Annotated in this window: 18 protein-coding genes; 11 read left to right on the forward strand and 7 right to left on the reverse strand. The window is 39.7% G+C overall.

Annotated features, from left to right (window positions below; genetic code table 11):
- Nucleotides 1-18 precede the first annotated feature (18 nt).
- Both AC0L7Q_RS15365 and AC0L7Q_RS15370 read right to left on the reverse strand, forming a co-directional pair.
- Nucleotides 19-807, reverse strand: coding sequence for a PhzF family phenazine biosynthesis protein (locus tag AC0L7Q_RS15365; protein WP_413400976.1), 789 nt, complete (start codon nucleotides 805-807; stop codon nucleotides 19-21).
- A 65-nt stretch (nucleotides 808-872) separates the two neighbouring features.
- The gene (locus tag AC0L7Q_RS15370; protein ID WP_409424198.1) at nucleotides 873-1,487 is read right to left on the reverse strand and encodes a hypothetical protein; all 615 of its coding nucleotides are present in this window, start codon (nucleotides 1,485-1,487) and stop codon (nucleotides 873-875) included.
- 271 nt (nucleotides 1,488-1,758) lie between these two features.
- Here AC0L7Q_RS15370 and AC0L7Q_RS15375 point away from each other — a divergent pair, with 271 nt between their 5' ends.
- On the forward strand, nucleotides 1,759-2,892 hold the full coding sequence (locus AC0L7Q_RS15375; RefSeq protein ID WP_413400977.1) for a PepSY-associated TM helix domain-containing protein: 1,134 nt from the start codon (nucleotides 1,759-1,761) through the stop codon (nucleotides 2,890-2,892).
- 110 nt (nucleotides 2,893-3,002) lie between these two features.
- Nucleotides 3,003-4,085 (forward strand): tetratricopeptide repeat protein, encoded by a 1,083-nt coding sequence (locus tag AC0L7Q_RS15380; RefSeq protein WP_418157318.1) that lies wholly within the window; start codon nucleotides 3,003-3,005, stop codon nucleotides 4,083-4,085.
- Between the two features lie 45 nt (nucleotides 4,086-4,130).
- On the opposite strand, the gene AC0L7Q_RS15385 is transcribed toward AC0L7Q_RS15380, so the two are convergent.
- Complete coding sequence (locus AC0L7Q_RS15385) at nucleotides 4,131-6,944, reverse strand: TolB family protein (RefSeq protein WP_413402890.1); 2,814 nt, start codon at nucleotides 6,942-6,944, stop codon at nucleotides 4,131-4,133.
- A 453-nt stretch (nucleotides 6,945-7,397) separates the two neighbouring features.
- On the opposite strand from AC0L7Q_RS15385, the gene AC0L7Q_RS15390 reads away from it, so the two are divergent.
- Nucleotides 7,398-7,694 (forward strand): hypothetical protein, encoded by a 297-nt coding sequence (locus AC0L7Q_RS15390; protein WP_409424202.1) that lies wholly within the window; start codon nucleotides 7,398-7,400, stop codon nucleotides 7,692-7,694.
- 205 nt (nucleotides 7,695-7,899) lie between these two features.
- A complete protein-coding gene (locus AC0L7Q_RS15395) occupies nucleotides 7,900-8,265 on the forward strand; it encodes a hypothetical protein (protein ID WP_182701189.1) in 366 nt (121 codons plus the stop codon).
- 582 nt (nucleotides 8,266-8,847) lie between these two features.
- Here the strand turns inward: AC0L7Q_RS15395 and AC0L7Q_RS15400 are convergent.
- The 3 genes from AC0L7Q_RS15400 to AC0L7Q_RS15410 are packed head-to-tail and all read right to left on the reverse strand — an operon-like array spanning nucleotide 8,848 to nucleotide 11,793.
- Entirely contained in the window at nucleotides 8,848-10,425 is a 1,578-nt protein-coding gene (locus tag AC0L7Q_RS15400) for a PH domain-containing protein (RefSeq protein ID WP_413400979.1), read from the reverse strand.
- Nucleotides 10,388-10,933: a PH domain-containing protein gene (locus AC0L7Q_RS15405; RefSeq protein ID WP_413402892.1), complete on the reverse strand. Its 546-nt coding sequence runs from the start codon at nucleotides 10,931-10,933 to the stop codon at nucleotides 10,388-10,390. Before AC0L7Q_RS15405 ends, AC0L7Q_RS15400 begins: the two co-directional genes overlap by 38 nt.
- Nucleotides 10,934-10,938: 5 nt before the next feature.
- Nucleotides 10,939-11,793 carry a D-hexose-6-phosphate mutarotase gene (locus AC0L7Q_RS15410; RefSeq protein ID WP_413400980.1) on the reverse strand — a complete coding sequence of 285 codons (855 nt, stop codon included), beginning with the start codon at nucleotides 11,791-11,793 and terminating at the stop codon, nucleotides 10,939-10,941.
- 395 nt (nucleotides 11,794-12,188) lie between these two features.
- On the opposite strand from AC0L7Q_RS15410, the gene AC0L7Q_RS15415 reads away from it, so the two are divergent.
- The 7 genes from AC0L7Q_RS15415 to AC0L7Q_RS15445 all read left to right on the forward strand — a co-directional run bounded on the left by AC0L7Q_RS15415 (nucleotide 12,189) and on the right by AC0L7Q_RS15445 (nucleotide 19,236).
- Nucleotides 12,189-12,671, forward strand: coding sequence for a MarR family winged helix-turn-helix transcriptional regulator (locus AC0L7Q_RS15415; protein ID WP_008112832.1), 483 nt, complete (start codon nucleotides 12,189-12,191; stop codon nucleotides 12,669-12,671).
- A gap of 138 nt (nucleotides 12,672-12,809) precedes the next feature.
- Nucleotides 12,810-13,205 carry a YbaN family protein gene (locus AC0L7Q_RS15420; RefSeq protein ID WP_409424207.1) on the forward strand — a complete coding sequence of 132 codons (396 nt, stop codon included), beginning with the start codon at nucleotides 12,810-12,812 and terminating at the stop codon, nucleotides 13,203-13,205.
- A gap of 102 nt (nucleotides 13,206-13,307) precedes the next feature.
- The gene (locus AC0L7Q_RS15425; protein ID WP_413400981.1) at nucleotides 13,308-13,940 is read left to right on the forward strand and encodes a PepSY-associated TM helix domain-containing protein; all 633 of its coding nucleotides are present in this window, start codon (nucleotides 13,308-13,310) and stop codon (nucleotides 13,938-13,940) included.
- Entirely contained in the window at nucleotides 13,940-14,446 is a 507-nt protein-coding gene (locus tag AC0L7Q_RS15430; RefSeq protein ID WP_413400982.1) for a DUF2271 domain-containing protein, read from the forward strand. The genes AC0L7Q_RS15425 and AC0L7Q_RS15430 overlap by 1 nt, the downstream gene beginning before the upstream one ends.
- A 34-nt stretch (nucleotides 14,447-14,480) precedes the next feature.
- On the forward strand, nucleotides 14,481-15,326 hold the full coding sequence (locus tag AC0L7Q_RS15435; RefSeq protein WP_413400983.1) for a DUF4198 domain-containing protein: 846 nt from the start codon (nucleotides 14,481-14,483) through the stop codon (nucleotides 15,324-15,326).
- Nucleotides 15,327-15,617: 291 nt separating this feature from the next.
- Nucleotides 15,618-18,149, forward strand: coding sequence for a TonB-dependent receptor plug domain-containing protein (locus tag AC0L7Q_RS15440; RefSeq protein WP_413400984.1), 2,532 nt, complete (start codon nucleotides 15,618-15,620; stop codon nucleotides 18,147-18,149).
- A gap of 196 nt (nucleotides 18,150-18,345) precedes the next feature.
- On the forward strand, nucleotides 18,346-19,236 hold the full coding sequence (locus AC0L7Q_RS15445) for a DUF4097 family beta strand repeat-containing protein (RefSeq protein WP_198522154.1): 891 nt from the start codon (nucleotides 18,346-18,348) through the stop codon (nucleotides 19,234-19,236).
- Between the two features lie 273 nt (nucleotides 19,237-19,509).
- Here the strand turns inward: AC0L7Q_RS15445 and AC0L7Q_RS15450 are convergent, their stop codons facing one another.
- Nucleotides 19,510-20,610: a lipocalin-like domain-containing protein gene (locus AC0L7Q_RS15450; protein ID WP_409424213.1), complete on the reverse strand. Its 1,101-nt coding sequence runs from the start codon at nucleotides 20,608-20,610 to the stop codon at nucleotides 19,510-19,512.
- Nucleotides 20,611-20,615 lie beyond the last annotated feature (5 nt).

Consider the following 20,615-nt stretch of genomic DNA (forward strand, 5'->3'; position numbering starts at 1 on the left):
GGCCTTTTTTACACTAATTCATAGGTAAATAGTGCCTTTTAGGTATCTTACGGCATGACCCGTTAATGTCACTGTTGTATTGCCCACCTCACAATGTAACTTCCCGCCCCGTTGTGAAGCCTGATAAGCATTTAAGGAGTGTTTGCCAAATTGTTCTGCCCAATAAGGGGCAAGCCCGGTATGAATTGAACCAGTGACAAAGTCTTCATCACCCCCACTGGCAGGCCAAAAATAACGAGAAATAAAGTCATACTCAACACTCGGTGCTGTTGCAACTACATCTAATGGGAACAGTGTTTTAAGCAACACAGAGTCTGTCTTAAGGTTTAGCACATCTTGCTCATTGTCATAAATAGCAAAATAAGCTTGGCGATTTTTAAGCACTTTAACAGGTTGTATAGACAAGCCTGCTAATAAAGCATCAGGGATGAGCTGAACCTCTTCAGGGGCTTGTTTAGGAAAGGTCATAGCAAAGCTGCCATCGTTATTTTTATTAACAATCAGTTTGCCCACCGCCTCTGCGCTAAAGCAAACCTGCGCTATGTTATGTTGCTCACAAAGCACATAGGCCGCTGCTAAAGTGGCGTGGCCGCAAAAGTCAATTTCCATTAACGGTGAAAACCAGCGTATAGCAAAGCTTCCATCTGCCGACTGACAAGTAAAAGCAGTTTCAGACACGTTATTTTCCGAAGCGATATGCAGCATAAGATCATCACTAAGCCACGATTCTAGTGGGATCACAGCAGCATAGTTACCTTTAAACAGTTCACTGCTGAACGCATCGATTTGATGGATAGTTAATTTCATAGTGGGCACTTGTTATTCATTGGTTACTCAAAGTGCCACAAATGAAATTAACGGTCACTATAATTTTATGCCAAAACAGGACGTACACGATAATACTGCATACACGCAAACTGCACCGCATTAGTCAGTAATATCATAACAAACATTAATATATGCGAAATACTTTGCACAGGCATAGCAAGCTCTGCAAACAAACCACAGATACCAGCTATAAATTGCAAACTAAAATAGCGAGCACTAAGGTTACTAATATCCCCAGTACGAAGTGTTTTGTAGGTTTGTGGCATAACTCGTACTGAACTCATGATTAAGCCCACATAAGTTAAGCCATTAAGTACCGCAGCGGTATCTAAGTTGGGGTTAAGTAGTAACAAAAAGGGCAATAAAGAAAAGCTAAGCATGCCAAGTAACTGCAGCTTTTGACGTTTAGCAGCATTATAACGAACAAAAAAGTATAAAATTAGTCCGCTTAAAAAACCTGTCGCAAAAAATGGCAAGGCAATGTAAAAGCGAGAAAAATAGAGATTGTAGCTAATAAAGTACACACTTTGCGCTAAACCAAATGTCATCATTAACAGTGATACACCTGATACACTGCGGTTTTTTATAATTTTGTTGAGTAATGGTAAAAAACTAAAAATCAAAATAAACACTGACAAAATAGGCAAATAATACGCCAAAGCAAACCTCGCTCGTTACATTGTTGTTAATAAAAAGGAAGAAATAAAACATTTTTTAAACATTTGTTTTTAAAGGCTTTATTTATGTGCGCGCATTGTAGAGCTGGCTAGGTTTTATACAAGCTTCACACCTACTTTAGTTTCCCCCTGTGGCAACTTGAGTATACAAAAACTGTTGCTATAACTTCACAGTCTCACCCCTTTATAATTGCAACACAAATGATAACTGTTATCATGCGCATATCTATAGATTAACATGCAAGCCTAAGTAATGAGAAAAACACTGTTTAAAGTTCATAGTTGGTTGGCGCTAATTGCCATTATTCCGTTAATTGTTATTAGCATTACTGGCAGTGTTTTAGTGTTTAAAAGTGAAATTGATGGCCTACTGATGCCAGATAAACACTTTGTGGTACAGCAACAAGCTGCACGTTTGCCTATGGACTCATTAATAAATAAAGCCGAAGCAGCCTTTCCTGAATATGTGGTAGGAAGCTGGGAGCTTTTTAATAACAGCACCGCTGACCGGCTTTATTTGGTTAAGCGTGGAACTGACGATTGGTATAAGTTGCATTTAGACCAATACACAGGAGAGGTTTTATCAGAACCAGTAAGCACCACTCATTATTTTACTGACTGGTTTTTAGAGCTCCATTATACTTTTTTACTTAACGACTTAAAAAGCTTACCAGGGCAAACAGGTACCGTATTAGGCTTCTTTTTTGCTCTATTTTTATTAACTTTAGGTATTACTGGCTTAATTATTTACCGCAAATTTTGGCAGCGACTATTTAGCGTACGCTGGCGAGCAACTTTGCAGATAGTACTAAGCGACATTCATAAAATGACTGGAGTATTAGGTTCACCTATCCTTATCGTTTTAGCGATTACCGGTGGCTATTTTAATGGCGCTGTGTGGTATCACGAAGTAATAGAACACGCAGAAGAAGAGCACTACACTATTACAAATAAATTATATAGTGATGATATTTCTTTTGAGCGCATTCTTAATGATAGTAAGCTGCAAATACCCACTTTTAACACTACTTTTTTAGTTTTCCCGCGAGAGCCTGATGAAAATATTACTCTTTATGGCGAAGTAAATACCAGTAATCCACTTACCAGTGAATACGCCAATACCATAACCTACAATAAGCAAACAGGTGAACACATGGCTAACTGGGATATTCGTGAAACCGGAGTTGGTTGGCAAGTAATTGATAGCTTTAGAAAACTACACTTTGGCTATTTTGCAGGGCTTATCAGTAAAATACTTTGGTGTATTGTTGGTCTTAGCCCTGTATGGCTGGCTGGTACAGGCTTTTATTTATGGCTTACACGCCGTAAACGTAAAAAGCAATCACACAAAAATCGCTTAAGTAAGCATCGCACTGTAAGTGCTTGATTATAAAGTCACCTCATTGTAATCTTAAAAGTCACAGTGAGGTGATTTATGAAATATCTAGTTTTTACACTTAGCTTTTTTTAGCTGCATGCAGTAGTACTCAACCAGCAGTGCAAATTAAAAAGGTACAGCTTACACAAGTAATTAACCACTCTCTTTTCAAGCGTGTTGAAACCCCTAATGAACACAGTGTTTTTGAGCTTCCAGAACCTGAAAAAGAAAAGTTTTTAGCTTATGCACAGAAGCGCTTAAATGAGATACGTGCTGATGAAATTGTTTTTAACTACCTAGAAAACCAGCTTACCAACTTTAAGTATCACGGTGATACACTAACATCCAAACAAACTATTGAACGCTCACAAGGCAACTGTATTAGCTTAGCTATATTGACACAAAGCTACGCCACGCTTTTAGATCTTGACACCAGTTTTCAAGAAATGACCAGCGAACCTGTGTATGCCAAAGAGGGAAGTTTAGTTTACATAGCCAACCATTTTAGAACCAAAGTTTACGCACCGGAAGAAGAAACTGATGATAACTTTATTGTATTTATTCGCCCAGGCACTTTAATAGATTACTTCCCAACCCGCGGCAGCTTTTATGCTGGCAGCGCCACCTATAATGATTTACTCAATAAGTTTTACAGCAATTTAGCGGCGGAGGCATTAGCTAAAAATAAACTCAATACAGCCTACTCTCTTATTTTGAAAGCTAATTATTTTACTCCTAACGATCCTGAACTGTTCAATATTACGGGTATATTACATCGCCGTGCAGGCGATTTAAAAAGCGCTCAACTGATTTACCAAACCGCACTAAATAGAAACGATATAAGTATAAACTTAATCAATAACTATCGGCTACTCGCAAAAGATCTTGGCGATACAGAGCTAGAAAAACAATTAACAAGCCAATTAATTAATGAAGAAAAAGACCCTTACGAGCTATTGGTTATTGCTAAAAACAATCTGCAAGAAGGAAAGGTAACTCAAGCTAAAAACCACCTTGAGTCAGCAATTGCAAAAGCCCCATATATATCAGAGCTTTACTTAGAGCTTGCAAAAATTCGTTATCAACAAGGTAAGTCTAAACAAACACAAGCCTTGCTTGAACAAGCCATTAAATATGAGCGAGACAATGAAAAGCTCAATATATACCAAGCAAAGTTAGCATCGCTTACTAAGCCAAAGTAGGTTGCTTTTGGGTAATACATATTTAAAAGTGTATTACCCATAATATTAAAGAGAGTAGTAAAAGCTTAACCATGCGCGCATTTCATCTTCAAAGCTGTCGCCTTCAACACGCGACAGCCCAGCATTAAAAGTTAGGTCGTTTACGCCTGCAGGCCCCATCCCAAAGCTAAAATCACCTTGGTATTTTAAGCCATAACTTTGTGCATAAACGCTGTTGCCTAATTGATGTTGCTTGTAATAAAGCCAAGGCATGCCTTCTTTAAAGCTGATGCCACCACCATAACCTTGGTAACGCTCTGCAGTTGCACTGTAATAAGGCAGTTCAGCAGCAAGCACAAACTCACTACTTTGTTGCTGATTAATCAGGTTAGAGCTAAACCCACCTAAAGCTAAATCACTATCGTCTCGCTGTTTTTGTTCAAAGCTCACAAACATGGGAATATTAAATGCTTTACCAAATACTTTTGTTGCCAAGTCATAACCTTGCCAATGACTATTGTGATTCCGCCCATCATAAATACTGGCAGAAATACTCTGCCCTATGGCAAATGATTGGCGGTCATGTTGCCATTGCTGAGCAATACTCAACCGTGTCCAATTTTTATGGCTATTTTTATAATCTGTATAGTTATAAGCAAGCTCTGGGGTTAACTGAAGCTGGCCAAATTTCAATGGATGGCTTATTGCAACAAAACCACCTCGGGCTTCAATATCAGCGTTTAAGCTAGGTTGATATTGATGTGATGTACCCAAATTATAATCAAATAGCGCAAGCTTAAACTTTGTATTTAACGCATTGTATTTTGCTTGTACAAAGCCTCCATGTAATGCACCGTCATGCAAATCAATGTTATAACCCGCTTGTAAATCAAGTTGCTTTAATAAGTCGCTACTTTTTATACCTACGCTTAGCAAACTGGTTGACGCTGAATAATACTGTGATCCCAAGGCAAACGTCGCTTGCTGATCAAGTACTGAGTAATCGCTTTGCTCTGCTGTCTCATCGGTATATATTTTTGCCGGTGGCAGAGTATGCTTATTTACCATCAACAATGGAGCTTCACTGTTTACAGCGAGATCCGTCACGGCTGTGCGGTTTTTTGTTGTTAGCGTTTTTACATCAGGGCCATCGGCATTAATAGAGAAATAAAGTAGTGAGCCATCTTCAGCCTCAATCGGGTATGCGAGCGCTTCTTGCCCGTTAGTTAAGCGTGTGAGGGTGTTATTTTTTATATGATAATTATAAATATCAGTCTTATTATTTAAGCCAGCAACAAAATAGATAGACTCCCCGTTTTGACTAAAACTCGGCTGACTTAAATATTGATACCCGTTAGGCATTGGGACTGACTGCCTAGTATCACCGCTCAAATCTAGTATATACAACTGCCAATTTTCGTTTAATGACGCTGATAAATAAGCTAATTTTGTTTCATCGGGGCTTAGGGTCGGGTAATCGTACGTTGTTTTTAAGCTCTTGGTAAAAAGTGGCGTGATTGCTTGTGTATTAAGATCGACTTTTACTAATTCAGAATACCCAGCTCTTATTTGCTCACCGTAAAGTGTTTCACCATTGCGGGTTACACTAAAACGACGAATACCAGCCAGTTCAGTGAGTTGTTCGACGTTGCCAGTATCTATGTTATAGCTAAAAATATCAGACACTTTGTTATAAGTCCCCGACTCCTCACTACTGTAGGCATTAAAATAAAGAGTGTTATTGCCTACCCACTGCGGATTGGCAATACCTGCGCGATTTATTTGATTTAATATTTGTTTTTGTTCGCGCTTAAATACACTTGGCGCGGTATCAGGAATATCCTTAGCATCATCTTCAAGTAATTGCTTTTGTACTTTGGTAAATTGCTGTTGCGCTTTAGTGTTGTCTTCAGTGCTATAAATTATGAGCTTGGTGTTACTTTTTTTATCACGCTCCACTATGGCAATTTTGCTGCCATCACCTGAAAGAGCGGGGTTGTTAGCGTATAAATCAAGTTTTAACCAAAGCTTGCTATTAAGTGGTGACTCAGTTTGCTCTTGTTGCATTGCTTTATAAGTGTACTCAGCAATAAATCGACGATATAGCTTGGCAGCGCTTTGCCCAAATACACCAGAAAATGCATCATCAAAATCTCGAGACTTAACCGCCCGCATACGAACCCATACATTATCAACCAGCTGCTCTGAGTAATTTTGCTCTAGCCAGTATAAAAAGCGACTTCCCATTAAATACGCCATGGAGCCCCCCATAAAGCCTTTATCACTATTTAGTTGCCCATAGGTCGGAAGCGCTCCTTGCTGAGCAAACTCCCTGAGTATTGCCTCAGAATAGTTATCAAAGAGCCGCCCTCGGCCTGTCATTTTAGATTCAATTAAAGTGGCATATCCTTCAGCAACCCAGCGCGGTGTGTCACCATAGGTTAAATCGTAAAGATCCCATACCCCTCTAATTTTTTGTTGCCACTCGCTGCGAGTCGGCTGCGCTAAATGCACTAAGTGAATATACTCGTGCAGCACTAGTAATTGCTGCCAGCCCGATGAGTTTGAGATTACTGTGTCCGATTGGGGTGGCGTAGTAAAAAGCGCCATAACTGGATTATTAGAGGTTGGTAAAGCAAAGCCATTAGCAGCATTTAAAGGATCAAACACCACCACATCGACGATTTTATCAAGCGCACGGTTTTGTTGCTCAAGCACTTTAGTACGAACAATCTCCAGCTCTACTGCGGTCGATTTAGCAAAATCAGTATGCTCACTACTAAAGTGAACATTAAAATGCTCAGTATGAATGGTTTGCCAATTAGCCGCAAAGCTTGGTGCAGCCATTAATAAGGCTGATGCAATGAGTGTTTTTTTCATCATAGTCCTTGATAGTTTACTATAGCCTTAGGATGTCTGAAGAATGACCACTATAGTATTAAAAAAGTGTAAAAATTCGTTTAAATAGAAGTGCTCAGTCAAAGTTGATACTAAGAAAGTTGCGGTGCAGTTGAATACGCAGTATTAGATAAAGCAACTCGGTTCAACAATCAGCAATTATTTTTACCTCTATAGATATGTGTATCAGTAGTATAATGCGTAATACTATGAAAAATTAATCAGACGATAAAGTAACCAATCGAGTTTCCGCTAAGATTGTCGTGATTTAAATACTTAGCTGACAAGTATATATCCAAGCTTGACATCATATTAGACTATGGTTTAATGATTAAAACTGTTATTAGGAACACAGTAATCAACCAGCTCTTCATACTATATTTTACTATGTAAGTTATGGTGCTTTTATTAATGTAATTAAGGATGTAATTTTGAATGGATAACTTTATTGAACACAATTTATTAAGTTTTAGAAATAAGCTTTTAAACATAAGTCCAAATGCTGAACTAGGTAGAGTTGAAATAGCCGTAGCTGCTGATATGTTATATGAAGGTTCTATTTCAAGAGGGAAATTTAACCAAATCAGTTCTAATAAAGCCTATGCACGATTATTGAAAGTAGCTTTGATAGAAGATATGAATCAACTATTAGCAAGCAAAATAATACCTAAAATCATTGAGACGGCTGATCCAACGAGCCCTGTCGCAGTTTCTGGTTTAACAGCAGACTGAGTTTCTAAGATCCCTCAACCTAAAGGCTCCAGCTTATTACTCTCTAGCTACTCAACCGCAACTCAAATAAAAACAATGTGGGATCTTCATTCAATTTTAGATAATTTCAGCCAATCACCTCGAATGTTAGAAATCATTTTTGCTGAGTGGAAAGGTTGGAGAGTAGAGGTAGATTATGCACGTTAGAGGAAGGTGGAAAATAATATTGCTTTTATGTACAACTGCACTCAGCTGTGGTGCTAACGCTAAGCAATGTAATGAAGAAAGTCAATTTGGTAGTACATCTATTTTTAGTGACTGTCGAGGTGCTGAAGCAATCTCCTCTGCCAAAATCGAGTCAAACTTAGCTTTGGAAGAAGCATTTGATATGGTATTAACATTACTCGAGTCAAATGAAAAAGATATAAAATCAACAGATAACTTATATATTGCTGTACTTTCGTTAATGCAATCAGAAGATTTTAAGTTTCGAGTTACTAGTTTTCCTAATGGTATTTTATTAGCCTCTAATGAAACTTCCGCTGTGTTTTTACGGATAGATGACAATACATGGTTTCAAAAAACACTATAAACACCGGGCTAATTTACTAAGAAGATAATAATTTAAATTTTTATCTTCTTACGTTTTATTTAACGGCAAGTTGATGCTTTATTTAATCCAAACTTGGGGATAGCAAACCTCGATCCTCGCAGAAAACGATTACCGAAAATACTCCCCCTTTATATTAAAACTAATTAGAGTCGCTCCCAGAGTGATTCCTCAAGAAATAATAGAAATCAATGTAGAATTTTATCCTCTTGTAAACACGGCATAAAGCTATGCAAAAGAACATCTTATTGACAGTTAAAGCCTCACCATTTTGAAGCAAGCCTAAAGCAGTGTATATACCGTGAAGATGGTATGGGAAACTCAATTATTTATAAATGGCGCACAAGATAATGCGATATAAATGCCTCATTAATGACGCGATTGAAAGAGCCTGAAAGAAAATATATGATGAAGATCGGCTCAAACCTCAGAGCATTCAAGATAATTGGGTAATCCCAAAAATTCATTCAAGCTTGGGGCGGACTGTAATAAAGCATGTGCAAATGTGTATTTACACCTGCTTCACTATTTAACCTGAACGCTAATTATTTACAACGAAGGAAATTACATCCAACTACGGGAGTCTGACTCGGCCTGCATAAGCGTAAAATCAATAATAAAGTCAGCATCTTGTTGTTTTAAATACGGAACATACGCGCCACCTGCAGCAAGTTGTATATACAGGCTTTTTAAGCCAGAGCGACGCATAAAAAAGGTGCTCACACTGCGAGCGCTTTGTGCTTTGTACAGCTCAAATACCCGGTAATGCACGCCAATCATACCTTTGCGCACCACCATATAAAAACGCCCATCTTGTTGATGAAGGTAATACCCATAACGTTTATATGATAAAAACACTAACGCGGCTAATACCAAAAATAATGCTAATGAAATTAATATATTAAGTTGCATAAAGCTAACTAAAAACCCAGAAGCAACGCTCGGTAGCAAGGCATAAAACACCATATTTTTATATAGCAACGCCCTTTCTACTGCTTTGAATGCCAACTTTTTACTGTTAAACCACGGATAAATCCACTGACACACATTATCAACTTGCTCCTGCGTGAGCACAGGTAACACTAAGGTTTGTTTATTCTTTTTCGCCATATTTGCAGCACCGCCGCTGCTGGCTTGCAAACATTCCACTGTAAAGCGCTTTAATAGCCTGGCAACTAGGTTTTGCTTAATAACTATAGATTGTACTTTATCTAAACTAATTGATAGTTGATGGCGTTCTAACAGCCCTGCAATACGTTTAAATTTTTTATTTTTAAAATAAAGCTGATAATTATAGAACCGAATGAGCGACATAGTCACCGATAAAAACACCGCAATAAATACCAACACAATAATTAAAGTAATAACCGCAAATACCGCTGCATTAGCCATCATACCGAGCTCTTGCTGATAAAAACCCTCTATTTTTGTTATAAACTTCTGCTCTAAAAAATCGATAGCCACATTCATAAAGGGAGCAATGGCCGCAAGCGCTAAAATGGCCATGTTCGACATTAAACCAAACTTAGCTATTTCTTTATTTGAAATGAATAAACTATTTTCATTCTGATTTTCAGCATGAGGCTGCGCTGTATTAGCCTCCTCGGTTGATGGTTGCTGCTGCGCTTTATAGTCAAATACCTGTTTGCGCATTTGCTTGGCATAATCACTGGTTACTCCAGGCAATACAGCTTCTTGGGCAACACTGCCGGCAGCATCAAAAATGCAATTAACTAAGCCTACTGGAGTAAAATAAAAGGGTTCTGCTATGTTTACATTTTGCACCCGAGAAAACTTTAAGGTGAGTCGCTCTTTTTTAAATACGCCTTTATTTAGTAAAATTTCATACTCGTCAGTAATACAAAAACGAAAACTGCGATAATATAAAAAACAATAGGCAAGCAATAAAGTCAAAGCAATCGCGAGCCCAACTTGCCCCCAAAATAGTTTATTTTCTACTTGGGTAACAAAAACCACCAACACGGGCAGTAAATTAAATAAGCCATCTTTGATAAACCGCACACTAAAATGCATCACAAAATAAGCCAGTGCCCAAGGCGAGACTTTTTGCCAATTAAGTGAAGATGACGTTATTTGTGTAGCATCAACACTCACTGGCAGTAGCCTCGCTTGTGGCTTCATCGTGGCGATAGCTTTGTACAAATTGACGAATATTTTTGCACTTTTCGTGGGTCAGGCCGCTAATTTGTAAATCAGCACTCATACCACCTGCGCTGTAAAGCCTTAAACTGGCTAAACCCAGTTTTCGCTCTATTGGCCCACGATGTATTTCAATATGCTGCACACGCGCTAACGGTAAAATTGTTACCTGTTGCCAAATAATACCCTTTTTAAACGCTATATCGTGGGTACGTAATGCACTGCCTTGTAATTTAATACTGAACACGCTGTATAACATACAAAGTAAAATTAATAGCGGAACAGCAACCAATAAGTAACCTTGCGCCATGGCTGCAAAATCTGTATTGAAATAACAAACAGCCGCTAGCACTAAGCAAAAAGGGATAAAAAATAACAACCAATTCAACTGTGCATGCAATAATGCTTTATCGGCAAGCGGTTCAAACTTTATGCTTTTATGTTGCGGTAGGTCGGTTATTTGTTGATTAGTAAACACACTTTGCTCCATTGGACTTAGCCAAGCCACTTTATTGTTGTCACTAAGGTATGACTTTGTTTTGGCTCAAGCGTAACCGCATCTTCAAGCACATTCGCAGCCTCTAGGCATAACATACTTTTATAATCATCATCGGCAAAATTTGATAGTCGCTTTGATTTTTCAATCCATGGATTCCATAACACGCACGAGCGCGAGTTTTCTCTGCTAACACTGATCATCCCTTGGGGAGTATCAATTGTTTGAACTGCTGCGGCTTGGGTATAAACCATATCGGTTTCACGGGAAAAGTCGACCACATCATGTTGCTGATGAGGACCTTGGCCAAATTCTATGTATTGCGCCCCTTGCAGCCCTGTCACACGAGTATTGTTGATATCTTGTGTTGGAAAGTAAGTATGCAGCGCTTGTGTATAACTAAATGGTACATTGCCTAAATTACAGGTGGTTAAACGCACCTCTAATTGCTCAGATAAAATAAACTCAACCCGTAAAGAAGATTGATGCGGCCAAAAGGTAGAGTCTACCTGCCTCATGGGTAATTTTAGGCTAACCGTAACCTCACCCTCGGTTTCATGCACTTCATCAGCTTGCCATACGAGTGTGCGAGCAAAGCCATGCGCTGGGAAGTCTGTATTTTCATGTTGACCAAACCAAGGCCAGCAAATAGGAATGCCGCCACGAATGCTTTTCCCTTCGCTAAAGGTTTCATCCCCAGACACCCACAATAATGGCAATTTATCTTTGGGTGTAAACTCAGTTATTTGCCCACCTTGTAAAAATATTTTCGCCTCACAGTGGCGACTATTAATACTAATAAATTCTAAACCGCTATGTGTACGCTCAATACATACTGAGGGTGATAATTGCATTTTATTTCCTTTAACACTGAGACTAATTTTTAATACTTAACCTGAGTACAGGTTACTTGTACACAAACAATAATGCATGCTTAAAGCATAAGCTACATAGAATAGTTATTTAAATTGAGTTAGTTACTATATTCTTATGCCACATCAACGGTAAAATTACGACTAAAGCTTTACAACTCTGCCTTTCATCCTAGGGAAGGTTCACAAATAGAATGTTATAAACATTTAATAAAATAAAGATAATAAATGCTATTTTAATTACTGCTCAAATTAATAAAAACCAATAAAAACTGATAATAGCGGGCTAAAATAACATATATCATTTGAATTCAATTTATTTGATGTGTAACATTTCATGATTACGGCAAATCATTCGCCTTCCATGAGACAAACAAATGCAAAAATATGACGAGTTACTAGTTTCTTTACGCAAGGTGATCCGTGCGATTGACTTACATTCAAAGCAGCTTAATAAAACAGCGGGCTTAACAGGGCCTCAACTGCTTATTATGCAGGAAGTGTCTCAAACTGATGGTATTACCGCCAGTCGTATTGCGCAAAACGTCAACTTAAGCCCAGCAACGGTTACTAATATTCTTGACCGAATAGAGAGCAAAAACTTAGTAACACGTGTTCGCAGTCAAATGGATAAGCGCCGAGTCAGCTTATATCTTACCGAACAAGGTAAGGAACTACTCGAAAAAGCACCTCAGCCATTACAAGAGCATTTTATCGAAAAATTTTCAGCACTTGCTGAATGGGAACAGAGTTTACTCCTTTCATCAATGCAACGTATTGCCGCAATGATGGATGCTGATAAGCTAGACGCTTCCCCGCTTTTAGAAGTCGGCGCACTGTTTCAAACTCCTAAAGAATAAAACGCAGTATAAAAATAATAAAACCCCTTTTATCGCCTTAAATGACTTAGTTGATAACATGTAACTAAGCCATTTAAGTTTCATTTTATCCTGTAATTAACTTACCTTTTACCGTTTAATTTATTAAATAGAGCTGGCGTGGACATAAAAAACGTTTTTATTTATTATAAAAATATCGGCTTTAAATTGCTGGGGTTACTGTGTGTATTACTCGGCATTATTGGTGTTGTCCTACCCGTTATGCCAACCACGCCGTTTTTAATTTTAGCCTTAGCCTGTTTTGCTCGCTCATCTAGCGCGCTTGAATCTTGGCTATTAAACCACCCTCGCTTTGGCACAACATTACAACATTGGCGCGCTCATCAAGTAGTTCCTGTAAAGGCAAAATATGCTGCGGGTCTAGGTATGCTAATAGGCTTTATATTTTTATTATACAGCAGCCCTCCAGCTTGGGTTATTGCCCTAGTTGCTGTTGTTGAAGTGCTGGTTTTAACTTACCTAATTTCTAAGCCCTCAGCTCCACCTAAAAACTAGGGTCTGTATAAGCAAAATAAAGTGTAAAGTTTAGTAAATAAATTTGTAACAGCTAATGCAAATCATTATCATCCGTACAAATTAATTAAATTTGCACCTTTTATGCCCTTTGTTAATAAACGCGCTTTATATAGTACGAGTCGTGCTTTACATATCTATATTTCTACCGCTTTGTTTTTTCTACTTATTTTATTTTGTGTAAGCGGCATAGTGCTAAACCACGTTGACTGGTTAAAAAACGATAAAAACAACGGCCAAATTACCGCAGCAATTCCAGCTGAACTACTTACAAAAGCACAAACACAATTAAACACCCTACCTGCTATTTATCCCCAAATAGAAGCTTACCTCGACAAACAGTATGGGCTGAATAAAGTAAAAAGCATTGAGTGGGAAAAGCAAGATTCACTGGTCATGCTCGACTACCCATTACCTGCAGGCTACGCCTACGCAGAGTTTGATTTTATTAGTGGCGAATTGTTACTCGATTATCAAACCGGGGGATTTTTAAGTGTAATTGGCGACTTACATAAAGGCCGTTACAGCGGTGATGTATGGAGCTGGGTTATTGATATATCAGCAGTGCTGATGATCCTATTTGCCATCACCGGCATGATTATTTTATTTCAAAATAGAAAAAAACGCTTAGCAGGAATATGGATAACCGCATTAGGTGTAGCAACACCTATCGTTATTTACCTGTGTTGGGTGCCACAAATAAAAGGAGTGTCTTAATGTTTAAAATTAAACCATGGCTAAGCATCACGCTGTTAGTCGCCGCGCTATTTCAAATTAATGCTCATGCACAATCGTCAAGGTTAGAAGTTGAATTAACCCTCGCCGATTTAAACGTGCAACCTTACCACCGACCTTATGTTGCTGTATGGCTGGAAACGCCAGAGCGTAAACACGTCACAACATTAGCGCTTTGGGTACAAAAAGCGGAATGGTTTAAAGACCTACGTCAATGGTGGCGCAAAGCCGGTAAAAGTAATGCTCAGTTTGATGGTGTCAGCGGCGCAACCAAACGTGCCGGCACATACACAATTAGCTGGGATGGCAAGGATCTAGGTGGTAACCCCGTACAGCCCGGCAAATATCTACTTAATATTGAAGTTGTTCGCGAAGAAGGTGGGCGTGATTATAGCCGTATTGAGCTTGATTTAACCCAATCAGAGAAAATAACTATTGAAGGTAAAAACGAATTTACAACCAGCTTTGTCACTGTAAGCGCTAGGTAGCCCCTACTTATCATTCAAATTTAAAGGAAAAATAATGAACGTTAATTTATCAAAAATTGCATTAATAGGCGCACTGAGTTTATCGGCGCTAGTCTCAACAGCGGCAAGCGCACATGCCCGTTGGTTACTACCTTCGCACACTTCGCTTTCTGGCGATAAAGCGCATTACGTTATGATTGATGCGAGTATTTCTAACGAAATGTTTGCACCAGATAAAGCCTTTAAGCCAAAAGAAAAAGGCGCAGAGTACGACGACACATTATTAATGGCACTTGCACCAAACGGCGAGAAAGTATCTGAAACCATTCGTGCTTATTACTTAAAGCGCAAGAGCTCAGCAGCAGTAAGCCTCAAAGAAGAAGGCACTTACCACATTGCTATGACGCAGAAGCCTATGTACATGACCTTCTATAAAGATGATGAGGGTAAACGCAAACGTGTATTTGGTAAAAAAACAGATGCTAAATTACCTAGCAACGCTCAAGGCGTGCGCACCACTAAAGTTATTTCAACAGTAGATACCTTTGTAAGCCGCAACGGTACATCTAAGCCAGCCCTGTTAGGTTTAGGCTTAGAGCTAAGTGGCCCTACACACCCAAATGACTTATTTGTTGGTGAGCAAGCGCGTTTTCAATTACTACAAGACGGAAAACCAGCAGGCGAAGGCATTGAAGTTAATATTTTAAGAGGCGATACTCGCTACCGTAACGAACGTGGCGAAGTAAAAGTAACCACCGGTAAAAACGGCTTTTTTACAACAACATGGAACGCACCTGGTGTTTATTTAATAGAAACCGCAACCGAAGTTGATGTGAAGGAAAAAGGCGTAGATTCGGGTCGTTATGCTTTATTTACAACGCTTGAAGTAGCGCCTGAGTAATTATTTAGGCACTTATTTAAACGTATTTTTAAGCCAAGTTTTTAACTTGGCTTTTTTCTGCCTATCACTTTTTTTGCAATCTCTCTTTTACTTTTATTGATTTCGTCACCATTCGCTACAAGATTACAACAGTAACGATCTAATCGTCTATAACGTACGTAAACAGTGGCCTTACTTATTAAAAACGTGAATAACATAGATGGTTTTTATCTTTGCACGTAGTTGAGCGCTTCTATATGATTCGCTCCTTTTTCAAACTCACCAAAACAACGACGTTCTTAAGGAACATTCATGACTTTTAAGCGTTTATCAGCTAATAAATTAGCACTTAGCTTGGCCGTAACCTCTGCACTTGGCGGTTCTTTTGTTACAGCTAATGCGGCAGAACAAGATACCCAAGCACAAGAGAACATCGAAGTAATCTCAGTAACTGGTACTCGCCGTAGTTTGCGAAGTATTGCACAAAGCTCAGTGCCAGTAGATATTATTACTAGCAGCGACATGGCAAGCACAGGTCAACTTGAAATCAGCCAGGTTCTTGCTAACCAAGTACCCAGCTTTAACTTTCCAAGCGCCACTTTAGGTGATGGAACAGACCACGCAAAACCTGCTGTACTGCGCGGCTTAGCGCCCGATCACACTTTAGTGCTTATCAATGGTAAGCGTCGTCACTCTGGTGCGCTTTTAAACTTAGCAGGTGTTGTAGGCAGAGGCTCTACCGCGGTAGATTTAAACATGATCCCTACATCAGCCATTAAGCGCGTAGAAGTACTACGCGATGGTGCCGCAGCGCAATACGGCTCAGATGCCATTGCCGGGGTGATTAATATTGTTTTAAAAGACGCCTCTGAAGGCGGCAGTGTAAGCGTAACCTATGGTGAATACGACACACAAATGGCGGGCGCACCTAACTTAGAAAGCGCCTACGCAGATGCAAACGGCGATCTTGCATTTAACCTAGGTGATGACCGCGAAATTAGCGATGGTGCAACGCGCACTATTAGCGCTAACTCTGGCTTTGCATTATCTGACAGCGGGTTTGTAAATGTATCGATTGAATACCGCGATAACAGCCCAACACAACGCTCTGGTTTTGACCCTCGTGAACAATACAGCCGCCTTGACGATGGCAGCCTAGACCAGCGCGAATTTACTATTGACCGTTACAACCATCGCTTTGGTAAAGCAGACCTTGAAGATTACGCTTTATTTTACAATATGGGTTACGAGCTAGATAACAGCCTAAACCTGTATTCTTTTGGTAGCTACTCAAAACGAGAAGGTAACTCAGGTGGCTTTTACCGCCGTGCACAAGACAGCCGTAACGTATTAGCACTCTACCCAGATGGCTTTTTACCGCAAATTGAAACCGATGTTGAAGACTACTCATTAGCCCTAGGCTTAGAAGGTGAAACGGGTGACTGGACATGGGACGTAAGTACCAACTACGGCCGTAATGACTTTGCATTTGGTGTTGTAAATAGCTTAAATACGTCTTTAGGCGCCACCAGCCCCACCGAATTTGATAACGGCGCATTAGTTTATGACCAATTTATAGTCAATGGTGATGCCAGCACAATCCTTGATTTAGGGTTACCTGACGACGTATTTTTTACTCTAGGTGCTGAATACCGCCACGAAAGCTATAAAATAGAACAAGGTGAAGAAGCCTCATACATTACTGCACTTGATAGTAGCGGTAACCCAATTGCAGCCGGTGGCGCACAAGTACTTTCGGGTTTTGGCCCAGAAAGCGTTACTGATGAAAGCCGTCATAACGTTGCACTATTTGTTGAGTTTGACACCTACCTAACCGAAAACTGGAACATGGTTTTAGCTAGCCGCTACGAAGATTACAGCGACTTCGGCAACACCTTTACCTCAAAGCTTGCAACACGTTACAGCGTTAACGAAAACCTATCACTACGTGGGGCAATTAGCACAGGTTTCCGTGCGCCATCGCTTGCACAGAGCTCGTACCGTCAAATTTCTACAGTACTTGAGAACAACCAAGCGTTTGAAGTAGGCCTATTCCCAACAGATGCACCAGCAGCACAAGCCCTTGGCGCAAAACAGTTAGACGCTGAAGACTCAGTTAATTTAACAGCTGGCTTTGTATACACCCAAGGTAACTTTAGCTTAACGGTTGACGCCTACCGTATTGATATTGATGACCGTATTGTGCTCTCTGAAAACTTAAGCGGTGCCGCAGTACAACAAATTTTAACGGATGCTGGTGAGTTAAATACCGAAAGCGTACGATACTTTACCAACGCCATCGACTCACGCACGCAAGGCGTAGACATTGTTGCAACTTACCTACTACAGTTAGATAACTTTGGCGACGTGCGCCTAAACGCGGCAGCTAACTTTAACGACACCGAAGTGACACACGTTGACGATAACCCTGAGCAATTAAACTCATTAGGTGACGACTATGTTGTATTTGCACGCCGTGAAGTAGGTCGCTTTGAAGAAGGTACTCCAGACAACAAGTTAAACCTATCGGCAGTGTGGAACTTTAACGAATGGCAAACAACTTTGCGTGCAACACGTTATGGTGAAGTTGCCGATATTTCTACTACCGCCGATCGCGATGAATACCTAGACGCTAAATGGATAACCGATTTAGAAGTTGCGTATCGCCCTAACGATGAGTGGAAATTTGCACTCGGTGCCAACAACTTATTTGACCAATACCCGCAAGCCACGGTCGATAATATTGGTTACTCTACCTTTAGCCAAATATTTCCATACACACCGTATGCACCATACAGTTTAGATGGTCGCTTTTTATACGGTAATATTACCTACAGTTTTTAATTAAAACTGGCGGTTAAAACGAAAAGGATGCTTTATGCATCCTTTTTATTAATAATTAGTAATTTTAACCACTAATTAGTCTTTTAATTTTCAACAAAAAACTAAATTCATTATAAAACAAACACTTAAATTTAGGCCCCATTTTTGCTCTAGTCTTGTTATATTAAATAATAACATCACATTAAAAGGACTAACCATGAGCTCATCAACTGTATCTACCATTGCTAAACCACTTTCACTAATTAGCGGTATTTTATTATTAAGTGGCTGCGTGTTTCATATTTCACCAAGCGTTGCGTCGGTAAAACAAACACAACAACTAACACTACCTAGCAATAATCTTGAATACCTAGACGTACTAAGCGGCGCAGGCTCACTTAAAATAATGGGCTCATCAACAGCAACCAGTATTAATGTTGACGCCACTATTTACACAGCCGATATTGACGACGAATACGAACTCACACTCGATCAAAGTGGCACTAAAGCAAAGCTTGTTGCCCAAAATACAAGTAATAATGGTATTAGCTTTTACAGCGGCCAATCGCCAAGCATTAATTTAGTGGTCACCGTCCCTAACAATCTTGAGCTAGATATTGATGATGGCTCAGGCGACATCACTATTAACGCCATGAAAAATAATATTGATGTAAAAGATGGCTCTGGCAGCTTATCAATCAATGGCGCTAAAAACCTAAACATAGACGACGGCTCGGGCGATATTTCTCTTCAAAGCATCACTGGCAATCTAGATCTTAACGATGGTTCGGGCAGCATTACTATTAATAACGTTAATGGCAATGCAAATATTGATGATGGCTCAGGCGATATGAATGTAAGCAATGTACGCGGTACATTAACTGTTGAAGACGGGTCGGGAAGCATAGCAATACAACATATTAATGGCGCTGTAGACGTTGAAGATAACTCGGGCGACTTAACCATTGAACATGTTGATGCAAGTGTTACCATTGAAGATGGCTCTGGCGATATTCGCGTTAATCATGCTAAAGGGCTAACAATTACAGAAGCAGGCTCTGGCGATGTTAGCATCGATAATATCTCTGGTTCAGTAAAGCTAGACTAATATAACCTGAACTCTGGTTAAGAGATTTACTAACATATTGAATCAAAATAATATTTATGTTTGTCTTCTCTAGCCAGAGATTTTCAGTGAAAACAAGGCGAAATTACGCGTCAATAGCTAGTATATTGCAAGTAAATTCAACGCAGTTAGCGCTCAAAATAGCTGCTTGAGATAGATTTATTATCCAGAGTTCAGGTTAATATACTGAGCCCTTAATAAAAATGCACTTAACCTTGGTTTAAGTGCATTTTTTGAAAACCACTTTATAGCCCGCTAATAGCCAACTAACTCTGCATAACCTTTACCTTTAAAACCGCCTTGGGTTTTAATTCGCCCCTCCCAGTAGGGAATGCTTAATTGATTTCGTGAATCGGGGTTACGTGCTTCGATTATAATAGGTTCAAACCCTTTAACCTTGAGGTGCCATTTAACTGGGTAGGTTTTACTACTTTGCGCCGATTGGGTTGTAAGCTCAGATGTTTTTAGTACCTGTAAGGTCACCTCGTCATTTGTAATAGCGCGCACAATTCCATTTTGCGTAATGTGCGATGCACTGCAGTAATCATAACTTTGTTGACCATTACGAATACAAAATGCCATTAAGCCCCCCTGTTTTTTATCATTAGCCTGAATGCTAAACCAGTCCCAACCATTTTGGGTAGGATCGATTAGCGCCGAAGACCATTCTCTGTCTAACCAAGCATCTCCAATTACTTTAAAAGTTTTACCCGCAAATGTGATGTCGCCTTGGGCGTGTAAAAACGGATAACTATAATAGTAAGAGGCATGCCCCTGGTGAGTTTTTTGGCTATAACCTTGCTCGCCATGTTTCACAAGTGGGCTATTGGCCAGCACTAGGTTAGCACTGTAATTTTCCTGCTGCGCCTTTAAGCTAAGCGGTAAAAATGTTGCCTCCTTACTTGCTAGCTGCCAATCATCTAGGCGAGCTTCAAATGGCTGCGCTGTTATATTTACTTGTCCCGATCGGCCATATTTTTCGAACGCTTGATGCTGTGAATCGGTTTGTATTGCAAAGTGAGCAAAGTAAAGCTGCCCATTCCACCAAGGTGATGGTTCTGTTTGTGTGCTTTGCTCATCAACCGAGAGCCTAAATAAAGTCCATTGCACACCAAAGGTGTCGCCATTATCTGCCTTTAAATTGGCAGTTACGTACCACCATTCAATTCCTTGTTGATGATGCGCCCCATGATCACGTGGAAAGCTCAGCCCTTGGCGTTTACTTACAGGCTCACCAAATTGTTGTGCAAACCCGCTATGTATTGGTTTATTTTGATTTACTTGCTCTGCTTCGGGCTGGCACGCGCTTAATGCGCCAATAAAAATAAAGGTAACGGCTGCTTTTAGTCTATTCATATAAG

Source organism: Pseudoalteromonas sp. KJ63-1 (genome assembly GCF_055808145.1).

Coding starts and splice junctions, on each gene's coding strand:
- AC0L7Q_RS15445 (WP_198522154.1), top strand. CDS start 18,346: ATGAGCTCATCAACTGTATCTACCATTGCTAAACCACTTTCACTAATT.
- AC0L7Q_RS15375 (WP_413400977.1), top strand. CDS start 1,759: ATGAGAAAAACACTGTTTAAAGTTCATAGTTGGTTGGCGCTAATTGCC.
- AC0L7Q_RS15440 (WP_413400984.1), top strand. CDS start 15,618: ATGACTTTTAAGCGTTTATCAGCTAATAAATTAGCACTTAGCTTGGCC.
- AC0L7Q_RS15450 (WP_409424213.1), bottom strand. CDS start 20,610: ATGAATAGACTAAAAGCAGCCGTTACCTTTATTTTTATTGGCGCATTA.
- AC0L7Q_RS15365 (WP_413400976.1), bottom strand. CDS start 807: ATGAAATTAACTATCCATCAAATCGATGCGTTCAGCAGTGAACTGTTT.
- AC0L7Q_RS15430 (WP_413400982.1), top strand. CDS start 13,940: ATGTTTAAAATTAAACCATGGCTAAGCATCACGCTGTTAGTCGCCGCG.
- AC0L7Q_RS15390 (WP_409424202.1), top strand. CDS start 7,398: ATGGATAACTTTATTGAACACAATTTATTAAGTTTTAGAAATAAGCTT.
- AC0L7Q_RS15385 (WP_413402890.1), bottom strand. CDS start 6,944: ATGAAAAAAACACTCATTGCATCAGCCTTATTAATGGCTGCACCAAGC.
- AC0L7Q_RS15405 (WP_413402892.1), bottom strand. CDS start 10,933: ATGGAGCAAAGTGTGTTTACTAATCAACAAATAACCGACCTACCGCAA.
- AC0L7Q_RS15425 (WP_413400981.1), top strand. CDS start 13,308: ATGCCCTTTGTTAATAAACGCGCTTTATATAGTACGAGTCGTGCTTTA.
- AC0L7Q_RS15435 (WP_413400983.1), top strand. CDS start 14,481: ATGAACGTTAATTTATCAAAAATTGCATTAATAGGCGCACTGAGTTTA.
- AC0L7Q_RS15410 (WP_413400980.1), bottom strand. CDS start 11,793: ATGCAATTATCACCCTCAGTATGTATTGAGCGTACACATAGCGGTTTA.
- AC0L7Q_RS15400 (WP_413400979.1), bottom strand. CDS start 10,425: ATGAAGCCACAAGCGAGGCTACTGCCAGTGAGTGTTGATGCTACACAA.
- AC0L7Q_RS15415 (WP_008112832.1), top strand. CDS start 12,189: ATGCAAAAATATGACGAGTTACTAGTTTCTTTACGCAAGGTGATCCGT.